Genomic DNA, 11,477 nt, shown 5'->3' with positions numbered 1-11,477 from the left:
TTAAAGCACTAACAGACAAAGAATTCACAAAACTTATGGATATGTTCCATTATTCTTCCAGATTACACCGTGCCTATGTATTAAAACAAGCATTTTCACGCGTTTTAATGTTTAAAGATAAAGAAAATATCCAATGGGCCATTGATCAATGGCTTTCCTTAGTAGCCAGCTCTGAACTACCTGAATTTAAATCACTTCTAAAGACCTTTAAATTTTGGCGGGAAGAGATAGTGAATGCCCTAACATTACCGTACTCTAACGGCTTTACAGAAGGTTGTAACAATAAAATAAAAGCACTGAAACGTTGTGCGTTTGGAATACAAAACTTCGAACGCTTTCGTAATCGGATTTTATTCATTAATGCTAAAAAAGGACACGCAACAATTACGTCGCATGTCCTTCCTAAGAGTGCATAATCTCTTTAGCGCCCCAAAATTTGACAAAGAGCCAGAAAAATTTAAAATAATCAAAAACACCGCCCAAGGTAACCCTCAAGCGGTGTCTCTTCAATTATTATCGACTATACTAGGTATACTCGTTGTGTAAAATCACCAAATTAGCCTTCGATGATTTCAGTAACAACACCAGCGCCTACTGTGTGGCCACCTTCGCGGATAGCGAAACGAAGACCAGCTTCGATAGCGATTGGTGTAATTAATTCGATGCTCATAGTGATGTTATCACCAGGCATACACATTTCAGTACCTTCTGGAAGTTCGATAACGCCCGTTACGTCTGTTGTACGGAAGTAGAACTGTGGACGGTAGTTGGAGAAGAATGGAGTATGACGGCCACCTTCTTCTTTAGTTAATACGTAAACTTCACCTTTGAATTTAGTGTGTGGGTGAATGGAACCTGGTTTAGCCAATACTTGACCACGTTCGATATCTTTGCGATCTACACCACGAAGAAGCGCACCAACGTTGTCACCAGCTACTGCGGAGTCCAAAGTTTTACGGAACATTTCAAGACCAGTTACTACATAGCTTTCTGCTTTTTCTTTAAGACCAACGATTTCAACAGTGTCGCCTACTTTAACTTCGCCACGTTCAACACGGCCAGTTGCTACTGTACCACGACCAGTGATTGTGAAAACGTCTTCTACTGGCATCAAGAAAGTTTTGTCAGTATCACGTTCTGGAGTTGGGATGTAGGAGTCTACAGCTGCCATCAATTCTTTGATTTTTTCTACGTATTTAGCGTCGCCTTCCAAAGCTTTCAAAGCGGAACCTACGATAATAGGTACTTCGTCGCCAGGGAATTCGTAAGTGGAAAGAAGTTCACGAACTTCCATTTCTACTAATTCGATTAATTCTTCGTCGTCAACCATATCAGCTTTGTTCAAGAATACAACGATAGCTGGTACACCTACCTGACGAGCAAGAAGGATGTGTTCACGAGTCTGAGCCATAGGGCCGTCAGTTGCAGCGATAACCAAGATAGCGCCGTCCATCTGAGCAGCACCAGTGATCATGTTTTTAACATAGTCAGCATGGCCTGGGCAGTCAACGTGTGCATAGTGACGGTTTTCAGTTTCATATTCAACGTGGGACGTGTTGATTGTGATACCGCGTTCACGTTCTTCTGGAGCTTTGTCAATCATGCTGTAGTCTTGGAACTGAGCTTTACCTTCTTCAGCCAATACTTTAGTGATTGCTGCCGTAAGAGTTGTTTTACCATGGTCAACGTGACCGATAGTACCGATATTAACATGTGGTTTAGTACGTTCAAATTTTGCTTTTGCCATTGAAGTAATGAGCCTCCTTCACAAAAATAAAAACCTATATACGCCCATTATACTCCGTAACGATTTTGTTTGTCTACTTTTTTATAAAAATGAGTAATATTGCGTATTGGCCATCTTTTATATCTTGATTTAAAGTCTATAAAAAAAGATTAATTTCTGTATATTTTTTGACGTGTTTTTGCCGTCAAAGCAAAACAGCTGTCACTCCTTTAATTTTGTAGAACATTTTAATCACTAAAAAGCACCCACTATTGTGAGTGCTTTCATTATTCTAATTTTCTCTTTTCAAAAACGCAGTTATCACAGAAACTAACGCTGTAATAATACCTGCGCCTGCTATCCAAAACCAACCTGAAACTAAAGACCATATTACAATAGCAAATAAAACACCACCAAATACTGTAGCAATAATTTGACCTCGACTAGCCATATCCAGCTCTTTTTGTCGAGTCATTCTTTCCATTTCTCGCACATGCTCAGAATTAGCTTGAAATTCATCTAAAATCATTTTAGCTGCACCAGGACATATATCATCATAACCTCGCATAATATTAGGCGGTGGCAAAGGTCCTTTATACGTAGCCGATATCACTTCACGAATAGCTGTTTTTACCTCAGGTTTTTCTTCTACTTCAACAGAGTTATGGTTTTCATTCTTCTCAAGCTTATCTTCTTCCATGAATTATCCCTAATCTTCCCCCTACTCTATCAACTGCAGAATACATACTATTTCCTGTCATTTCCCAAGCCTTTTCAACTATGTCGGCAGAACTATGACTAATGGGTGATTTATAATGAATTGTAGGGTATAAAGAAATCATAGATACTCCGCATAAAAATAAATTTGCCCAAAAAGAATATTTATTTTTTCTTACTCCTTTTTCCTTCATAAAAGCACCTCCTATCTGTATTCCAATTATACCTTAAAAATATATTATCATCAACTTTCATTTGTCATTTGCTGAAATTTCTTACCATTCAGCAACTGTATATAAAGCAGTTGCACCTTTAATCTTGCCATCTGACTTAAAATGTGCCATGCCCTCAAAGCGCCCTGCCTGATAGCCAACAGTAGCATATGATTTATCGTCAATCACCGTTATCCCTGCTTTAATCTTGTGTGCCTTATTGAGATTGATTTTATAAACATCAACCTTTTGTTGTTGCTCATTAGCTACAACTGCAGTTCTATCTGATTTTTCTGTTACGACCGTAGGCAATGTCTTACTATTATTGTTTATAGACTGTTGAGTCTGCTTGGCAGCAGTTTTAACATCAGATGCTTGCAGATAATATGTAGCTGCAGGCTCTTTTGTGTGCTGTATCTCACGCTGTATTTGCACTGCCGTATCAGGTGTTACATTGATGCTCTTAGATAAGGCTTGGGCATTATTGATAGTATCGGTAGTAACTATTTTAGGCTGTTGTTTATCACCTGATTGCTTGTATCCCACAACTAGCACAATTAACACTACTGCTATAACGCCTATAATCACTGTCACAGCGCTTTTATGTTGGCTTAGGTATAATTTAACCTTGCTCATACAATCACCTCACACAGTGCGACTCATGTCGTATAATTGACCGTTAATATTAGCGGACATTGTGTATTGCCAAAGTTTAACACGTGGGTCCTGCCAATCCATCTGATAGTTATATTGAGCGTACCAAATATCGCAACCTAATTGATCCATATATAACTTATTTATTATATAGTCATATGCTGCATACAAACCAGCATTGCTATATCCAGCTTGCCATAATCGATTGATTACGATGCTAGCAATATTAGTTAGTGTTTGATTAGTCGGCATACCGTGGCGCTCCTTATATCCGTCGCCATCTTCCATGTCGTGCCATACGCCAAGCTCTAAGCGGTCTGGTGTGAGTCCACTTTGTCTGAGTGTATCGATGATAAACTGTGCCTCAATCTCAGCAGCAGCCTCATCAAGCGCATATGAGTAATGATATACGCCAATCTGCATACCTGCCTCAACAGCTTTATTGATATACTCGTAAAACTTACTATCTAATCCACTTTTGCCATATCCAAGGCGCACTATACAACCATCTACTCCTGCTGCCTTTAATGCCCCGAAATCAACATTAGCATTATGCTCAGATACATCTACAATCTGCATTATTTATTACTCCTCTCATCATCGTCACTGATACCGTTATTATCGCTATCACGTAACTTTGCCCCATACGCAATAATGCAAGCCATCACTTGACCTGTAAGGATAGCATTAATAATCTTAATCGCATATTCAACCACTTTAAATGCCCAATCGTCCGTAATGTGTGCAAACCATATATATAATAGTGAAAACACTACAAATATCAGTGGTAATAGAGATATGCCAATCACAACTTCATAAAACAGCAGGTTGCCGATTTTTAGGTCGGCAGCCTTTATTGTTTTATATACATCTTTTAAGCGATTTATCCATTTCATGATTTATCGCCCCACAAAATTTTATTTTCAAGGCGTTGTATACGCTCCTCTTGCGACTCTAAGCGATGGTTATGCTCGGTTAATGTCGCATTGGTGCGTTCCACACTTAACAAAATCTTTTGTACATCGGCTGATGTGGTTTGCGTAACAGATTTAATGTCACTCACCGCCTCGTCAGTTTTAAGGCGTTTAACCTCGGTTACAGACTGTTTAGCCTCCCACCTATCAAATATCACTGTCTTAATAAACCATCCTAAAATCGTTGCTACACCTAGTACAACGCCAACTAAGGACGACCACCAGGCGAGGTCATACATTGGATTAGTTTCCATATTTACTCCTTTACTTTGTAATAGGTCGTAAGCTTAGCCCTCTCCTAGCTACATTAACTTTTTGAAAATCAATCATGTCGAGCTTTTCCCTCTTTTGCTGACTTGAGAGCCTTTTACTCTCCCTAATCTGTTTAGACGCTTTATTCAATTGCTGTAATTGTTTATGCGCTTGTTTCATCATATTATAGGACCTAGCGTCAAACCCCTCTTGCTTTTCGCCAGTTAACTGCATAGCCTTAAGTAATCCTTCTTGCTTGTTATATTCATCATATAATCGTTGCACGCTGTCGCTCGATTTATAAGGGGTCTCGGTAAAACCTTTAATAACTGGTTGCTCATTCCATTTTTTAGCAGGACGTGTATCAGCAACCCCACTCATGCGGTCTGTCATATCCATAATCAAAGAACCAAATCCACCACCATACCCTCTAATGGTGTTGTCTACTAACATAGGTGATACATTAAATGCTTTGCCTACCTGATTCCCGATATAAGATGTACGCCAATCAGATTGTAAGTGGTCAGGTAATTTAGTCATGCTTTGAGGTACAATATCCCTCTGCATAAAAAAGCTATAATTTGTTGCCCATTCCAATAAAGGAATTACAGCAGTAGGCATAAGCGATGGCATCATGTTGTCCATAGCCATTGTGCCTAAGCCTTCAAAGCCTCTGCCGTTTACATTTCTTTGCTTATCGTAAGCATATTGCAGTGCACGCTCTGGAGCTGTGCCAAATAAAATGCCCAACTCAAATGGTTTAGGGATTTTAATCAGTGTGTCTTCTGTTGGTATGATCCAAAAGATATCCTTTTCCCATTGTGGTAACTCCTGATAACGAGGGTCATCTTTATTAAGCCACCACAATACCACACTCGGTAAGGTAATAAATGCAGCTGTTTTAAACGTCATTTCAGCCGGATTTTCACGAAATGAACGTATCATCTTATCAGTACCTTGTAATGATGCGTTAAAAAATGCAATCGTTTTATTGAATGTTTTGGTATTTTTACCAATACGGCTAAAATCTAACGTAACATCACGTGCTTGAATCGCAGCCTCTGCACTACTCAACGGCTTTCTTTTACCGCCAGCTAAGCGGTTCATAATGCCTGTATAGCCCTTGCGTGCATTATCAAACTCAGCCAATCGTGTTGCCATTTCTGTTGCTTCATTTAGCCCTCTAATCACATCGAGTGGAGAGGTAGCAATTTTCCGCATCACACTCGGTTGTTTTAAAATATCTCGAATAGAATTTTGAAGATAATTACGGTCAAGACTTACCATTGCACTGTTGCCGGCACCGCTCTTCTTATAATCCCAGTACACATTGTCTTTTTTGAGATAATGCATAATGCCCTTCAATGTATCCACAACAGGAATAAAGCCATGTTGACTATATATTGTTGCACCAATCATATCTCGTACAGGATTTCGCAAGATAAACTCTGGACTTAATTGCGTAGCGCCAGCTCTCAGCCATCCTGCTGGAGTTTTCATTACCTTTACATACCATTTGACACTTTCAGCATTTGTAAATTGTAAGGCTTGATAAATATCCGGTGTTGTTTGATAAACGGTCTTTTTACCGTCCTTCATCACATAAAAAGTAGAGTCTTTAGCTGAAGGTGTACCTGTTACCCGTTCAACAAGATCACTCATACCTTCTTGTTCTGAAATTTTAACGAACGACTGTGCAACTTTGTTTCTTTCAATGGCATTAATCGTAGCATAGGTATTTTTAATGATACTTTCGAGCGGGTCAACAATATCACGCCCGCTCCCCTTCATCTTCTTAATAGGCGCATGAACATTCATAAATCCGTCACCCTTACTGCCAAAGTTATCAATTCCGGCTTCGCCAAAATCACGGATAAATGGCACATAGTTTGGATATTTAGCACGCATTGCATTAATATCCTTTTGACTGATTAACCCCGCATCACGCATTAAATCCAATAATTTATTACTGTAAGATACAATTTTTTGCTGCGCATCAATAAATTTACTGCCATAAGTTCTTTCATAGTGTCCTATGGTTGCAATAACATCTTTAATTGATTTATCAGTATATATTGCTTCATTCGGATGCGCCTTATTCCACCGCAAAATATCCATCTGCCGTTTTGCTACAAGATATGCTGAAAAATCTTCGTGCAAATTATTGGGAATATCCGCAACAGCTTCTTTAAATGACCCTGGGCCATGTTCTAATAAAGCTTCAGCCTTGCCTACCCAGCCACGAGATACCCATGCTTGCATAAATGGATTATCTGCAAATTTTAATTTTTTGCCAGTAATATCTTCCACTTCACTAACTATCTTTTCTAATGGATGGAGTTCATCAATAGCTCGTGTATACGCATCATCCAAAAATCGAGTAACTGTTTCTTTTGGATTATTAATTACATCGCCCATTAAGGAATTATTTTTACCAAACGTAATTGAGCCTTTAATACGCTCATGAGGATCTTGTCGATACCACTGATGCATTACTGCACTTACCTTTTCAACTCGTGCATTTAGCTCCGGCGCCGCCTTCAATCTACTAGTGAATTCATCATAAAATTCGGGAAAATCTGCCTTAGCCCTAGCTCTATTAGTTGTATAATCGCGATAAAATTCAGCAAAACCTTTTTTTGCTAGCCCTGTAGAATCCAATTTGTCATATCTACCGCCAAACCTACGATGAACATTTTTTACTAGCTCAGCTTGGTGTTCTTTGGTAGTAAATCCAAAATACTTATCCAAATAATGCCCCAATTCATGAGCAGCTGCTTCAAAATCGCCATAATTTCTTACTCTGACCGCATCAGTTTTAGTATTGAAAAAGCCTAAAACACCTTTTCTCCCAATACGCCCATGTCTAATTGATTTAAAATTCTCATCAATAGCATTAAAAATCTCTTGACGGTTTACAGGTTTATCGGATGTTAAATTCTCTTCACCTTCAACATATCGATAAGGTGATTGGGGATTATCTGAAAAGTACTGCACATCATTTGGCTTTACTTTTTCCACCACATCTGTTATATTTAAATTACTAGATGGGTGGAGCTGAGTATCCAGTGTTGAACCCCTATCACTAGTTGGGGGTCGGTGATACTGCGACAGGCCACCTTCTAACTCATTTCTAATACTATCGCTGACGTATACAATTGCGTCGGCTTTTTTAGTATCTGAAATGAGTTTTTTTATGGCATTATGACGTTTTCTCTGCATATCCGCAGCTACATGAGACGATATAATTTTTCCTCTATCAGCTTCGTCAAGACTTACAATGACCTGATGAGTTATATTATCAATTCCCTTAAAATAGCTAACATATGCATTTCGTCCATTAGCCTGTCTCAAAATCAAATCAGGATTGCTAGCGGTCTCCTTAATTAACGTTGTAGCAAATGCACGTTTTTTGCTTATCTTACCATCACTATGCCCTCGCATAAAATAATTAGCTATTTGGTCTATCGCATGTTTATTTGATTCGTCATACATTACTTTTACAGTATTACCTAAAGGATCTGTAACACCTTCTTTAAGCTGAATAACATTGTCACGAGTTTTTTCAAACAACTCTTTTTCTGAATACTTCTCATATTCAGCCAATTTTTCTGCATCATACTCTCTGAATTTAGGGTCGATTTCTTTAGATTTAATCTTTTCTGCCAATTCAGCAGGCTTTATATCAGAATAAGGATTTGTTTGTTCAGGATTAACCTTCGTTTTGTCAAACATATTCAGATTATGCTCTGCCCTATTCATAACTTCAGCTTGGTCAGCAGATTTTTCAAATAAGTTCAAATTTGGTTTTTCATTACCAACTTCAACAGTACCAATTCTATTTTCATTACTAAAATCAATAGTATTCGGATTATATGGCTCTTCTTTAAACGTTTCTGTTATGAATCGATTATTGTTACCATCTGCCATATTCGGAGTATTATTATGCGGGCTAGATTGACCATCATATACCTCTCTTGCTGCTTGCATACGTCTGGCATCATTAGCAGCGGTGGGGTCAGGACGCTCATATTTTTCCCGTACGATAACTGCCATTTCTTCCGGAGTAGCATTCGGATTTTCCCGCATGGCTGTCAATGCAGCAGATTCTTTATTTTGCATTTCATACTTAATAAAATCAACTTGAGTTCTCCAGTCGTACGGATCACTATTATTCTCAGCCGCAAACCGCTTGAGGTCATCTAACCGAGAGCCAGTCCACTGAGCAAGCCCCTCCGAATTATTCCCATCACTGCTTTTAGCAAATTTATCAAATGTACTTTCCTGTGCAATATTACCTGTAATTGCAGCCGCTTCAGTGTCAGTAAAAAAGCCATCACTTCTTAATCTGTCGTATATAGCCCGTTGCATATCAGTCGGTGTATCAGCATTCCATTCACTGATATTCTCATCAAATGATTTCAAGGCTTGAATTGGCTCTGATACAAAGTTTTCTTTAATGCTTGCAAAACTATCTCCATCAGAAATAGGCTTTACACTTTTATTAAATTTATCGCTAATATCCTTAAAGCTATCGTATGCTTGTGATTTTACATTATCAATGACATCCCCCACTTTAGCTTTTGCTGATTTAGGGGTAACTGCCTTGCCTAAATGATAAGCCCCCCTTGCACCTTCAAATGGCATTAATACATTGTCATAAGCGGCACCTAAACCGCCTTGACGAATTGCGTCAACTTGACTAGCAGGGTTTTCAATCCACTTTTCAACCGGTTCTACAAGTGGGTCAATCAATAAATTTTTAGCTGTATTACCTACAGCACCAATCCATGAACCACCAGTTGCATCGGCAGTTTGCATGTTGCTATCATACGCTTGAGTTGCATCACTAGCCAGTGTTGGTAAGGTTGCAAGCCCTGCCGCCGCTTTAATGGGGGCTGGCATATATGGAGTCATTGCAGCATACATTGCTGGATGTCCAATCGTTGTATCATAAGCTTGTTTTCCGAGGCTACGCAATTCATCGGCTTCTGATGTATCGCTTTTATCAGGGTTAATAATATAACCGTCTCCAGTATTAATCATTGTCCCATCAGCAAGCCCTTTATTAGCCGCATCATAATAATTTGATAGTGCTTGCTTACTATTGTCATACCAATCGCCAATACTTTTTACTGTATTAGTCGCAAAATCGCCAACACCACTAGCAAATTCACGCACCCCATCTACCGCAGAGCTTGCAACATTAGCGATATTGTCGAGCATACTCGGCTGAGGTTCTCCATTGAAAGCTGTATTTATTTCGGAAAAGCTATTAAAGCTACCTTCACTGTCATATTTCTTCTTAATATCGCTAAAACTATTCATAATTAATCCTTTCTACCAAATCCAATTAATATAATAGTTTCCTTTGCCAAAAACTTCCTCAAGCTCCGCTTTAATTTGCTCAGGGCTTTCACCGTTCATTCGCTTTTTATCGATTAAATCGGCAACAGCCTTATCCTGACCTTTTAAGTCTGCATGGTCATCGCTTGATGCGGCACCTTTACTGCCACCAACGCCATTTGCTAGAGCAGTTTGCAAATCATTGTAGTACGGGCTTTCGCTTTCATCCGCATCTAAATGCTGTTTCATCCAAGTTGTATGCAATGAAGCTAATGTACGCAACTGTTGTGCTTGTAACCCACTCGTGCCACCGGAAGCGATACCACCGCTACCAAATTTAGGGAATTTACCAACAAGTTGCTTCTGCCCATCAGCGCTTACAAGATAAGTTGTACCATCATCAAGTTGTTGTAATTTTACGGCACCATAACCACCAATATCTTTAATGTTGCCACTATCATCATGCGTAATAATATGACCGTTTTGTGCCCCATAAAGGGAAACCTTGCCATAGTTACCAACATTATGCACTTCACCCGTATCACCATCAAACCCAACAAGATAACCATTAGGCATCGTTTGGTATTTAATATTAGGTTTATTAATAGCCGCGGCACTAGCTAGATTATTCATATCAATTTGTTGCGCCCCTACCTTTTGGGCAAGTGCGTTATAGCGTGTAACTGCACTATACATGCCTTTAACCTTACTGCTGTTATATGTATCTACCACCGTATTACCATCTTTATCAGTGGTATACATGAGGTTATTAACAATATCCTGTCGCATTGGTTCAAGCACATCATCAGTAAATTTAGAAACATAATCTCCATATGCTCTATCGATGTTGCTTTGCATCCGATTTGCTGCATATGCTTTTGCATCATTCAAATTCATGCCACCTTTAACCAATGCTACAACATCCTTACCAAACTGCCTCTGATAATTAGTTGTAATCGCATTGCGGTCTGGGATTCCCATCCCATTAGTTTCTGCCAATGGTTTATGCATATCCGGTAAAGCGCTAGCTTGATTATGTCTTCCCTCATTAACACTAGCGCCGTTTAATGAGGTTGCTTGCGGGTTTACAAATTGTCCAAATGCTTGTCCTGAATTGGGTTGTTGCGTAAAATTCCATAAACTATTGTTATTGGATTGATTAAGCAGTGATTGCTGTGGCTTTTGCATTGTTTGCCATAAATTCTGATTAGCCTCTAAAGCTCCATTAGCAATCGTCGGTTGTTGTGTTGTTTGCCACACATTATTATTGCTTTGTTGTGGGCGAGTATACTGCGTTAAATCTGTCTGCCAAAGATTCTCCTGAGTGTTATTCGGCAAATTAAATGCTACTTGGTTAGTGGGGTGTGTATATTGTGCAATATTATTTTGTACATTAGGTATTTGATTCCAAAGATTACTATTAGCATCTTGTTGCATCGCTTGCTGTGTACCTTGTTGTGCTGCTTTCTCTGCATCATAATCATATCCATACATATTACCCAACGCTTTAGCCGCATTATTTTCTTGAATTCGATTCCAACGATGACCAAGCCACATGCCGGCTAAACGTCCTAAAGCTTCATCAGTCATTCCCAT

At 39.1% G+C, this 11,477-nt stretch carries 10 protein-coding genes; 1 reads left to right on the top strand and 9 read right to left on the bottom strand.

Features of this window, described 5'->3' with window-relative positions:
- A partial coding sequence (locus tag VER_RS08750) for a transposase (RefSeq protein ID WP_162100448.1) occupies positions 1-416 on the top strand: 416 nt, incomplete at its 5' end.
- Positions 417-556: 140 nt separating this feature from the next.
- On the opposite strand, the gene tuf is transcribed toward VER_RS08750, so the two are convergent.
- The 9 genes from tuf to VER_RS08705 form a co-directional block, all read right to left on the bottom strand.
- On the bottom strand, positions 557-1,747 hold the full coding sequence (gene tuf, locus VER_RS08745; protein ID WP_162100224.1) for an elongation factor Tu: 1,191 nt from the start codon (positions 1,745-1,747) through the stop codon (positions 557-559).
- 271 nt (positions 1,748-2,018) lie between these two features.
- On the bottom strand, positions 2,019-2,426 hold the full coding sequence (locus VER_RS08740; protein WP_162100447.1) for a DUF2335 domain-containing protein: 408 nt from the start codon (positions 2,424-2,426) through the stop codon (positions 2,019-2,021).
- Complete coding sequence (locus tag VER_RS08735) at positions 2,413-2,637, bottom strand: hypothetical protein (RefSeq protein ID WP_162100446.1); 225 nt, start codon at positions 2,635-2,637, stop codon at positions 2,413-2,415. Before VER_RS08735 ends, VER_RS08740 begins: the two co-directional genes overlap by 14 nt.
- Before the next feature lie 81 nt (positions 2,638-2,718).
- On the bottom strand, positions 2,719-3,291 hold the full coding sequence (locus VER_RS08730; protein ID WP_238390198.1) for a hypothetical protein: 573 nt from the start codon (positions 3,289-3,291) through the stop codon (positions 2,719-2,721).
- 9 nt (positions 3,292-3,300) lie between these two features.
- Positions 3,301-3,888, bottom strand: coding sequence for a GH25 family lysozyme (locus VER_RS08725; protein WP_162100445.1), 588 nt, complete (start codon positions 3,886-3,888; stop codon positions 3,301-3,303).
- Positions 3,888-4,205, bottom strand: coding sequence for a hypothetical protein (locus tag VER_RS08720; RefSeq protein ID WP_162100444.1), 318 nt, complete (start codon positions 4,203-4,205; stop codon positions 3,888-3,890). Before VER_RS08720 ends, VER_RS08725 begins: the two co-directional genes overlap by 1 nt.
- On the bottom strand, positions 4,202-4,537 hold the full coding sequence (locus VER_RS08715) for a hypothetical protein (protein ID WP_162100443.1): 336 nt from the start codon (positions 4,535-4,537) through the stop codon (positions 4,202-4,204). The genes VER_RS08720 and VER_RS08715 overlap by 4 nt, the downstream gene beginning before the upstream one ends.
- Before the next feature lie 10 nt (positions 4,538-4,547).
- Positions 4,548-9,863 carry a phage tail tip lysozyme gene (locus VER_RS08710; RefSeq protein ID WP_162100442.1) on the bottom strand — a complete coding sequence of 1,772 codons (5,316 nt, stop codon included), beginning with the start codon at positions 9,861-9,863 and terminating at the stop codon, positions 4,548-4,550.
- A gap of 12 nt (positions 9,864-9,875) precedes the next feature.
- Positions 9,876-11,477 carry a hypothetical protein gene (locus VER_RS08705; RefSeq protein ID WP_162100441.1) on the bottom strand — a complete coding sequence of 534 codons (1,602 nt, stop codon included), beginning with the start codon at positions 11,475-11,477 and terminating at the stop codon, positions 9,876-9,878.

Source organism: Veillonella sp. R32, assembly GCF_010093125.1.
In the GTDB taxonomy this organism is placed as follows: domain Bacteria; phylum Bacillota; class Negativicutes; order Veillonellales; family Veillonellaceae; genus Veillonella_A.
The sequence above is the reverse complement of the archived record's forward strand: the minus strand, read 5'-3'. Positions and strand labels throughout refer to the sequence as shown.

Bases quoted from the DNA above. Each gene is read 5' to 3' on its own strand.
- VER_RS08715 (WP_162100443.1), bottom strand. From the start codon at position 4,537: ATGGAAACTAATCCAATGTATGACCTCGCCTGGTGGTCGTCCTTAGTT.
- VER_RS08720 (WP_162100444.1), bottom strand. From the start codon at position 4,205: ATGAAATGGATAAATCGCTTAAAAGATGTATATAAAACAATAAAGGCT.
- VER_RS08730 (WP_238390198.1), bottom strand. From the start codon at position 3,291: ATGAGCAAGGTTAAATTATACCTAAGCCAACATAAAAGCGCTGTGACA.
- VER_RS08740 (WP_162100447.1), bottom strand. From the start codon at position 2,426: ATGGAAGAAGATAAGCTTGAGAAGAATGAAAACCATAACTCTGTTGAA.
- VER_RS08735 (WP_162100446.1), bottom strand. From the start codon at position 2,637: ATGAAGGAAAAAGGAGTAAGAAAAAATAAATATTCTTTTTGGGCAAAT.
- VER_RS08710 (WP_162100442.1), bottom strand. From the start codon at position 9,863: ATGAATAGTTTTAGCGATATTAAGAAGAAATATGACAGTGAAGGTAGC.
- VER_RS08725 (WP_162100445.1), bottom strand. From the start codon at position 3,888: ATGCAGATTGTAGATGTATCTGAGCATAATGCTAATGTTGATTTCGGG.
- tuf (WP_162100224.1), bottom strand. From the start codon at position 1,747: ATGGCAAAAGCAAAATTTGAACGTACTAAACCACATGTTAATATCGGT.
- VER_RS08705 (WP_162100441.1), bottom strand. From the start codon at position 11,477: ATGGGAATGACTGATGAAGCTTTAGGACGTTTAGCCGGCATGTGGCTT.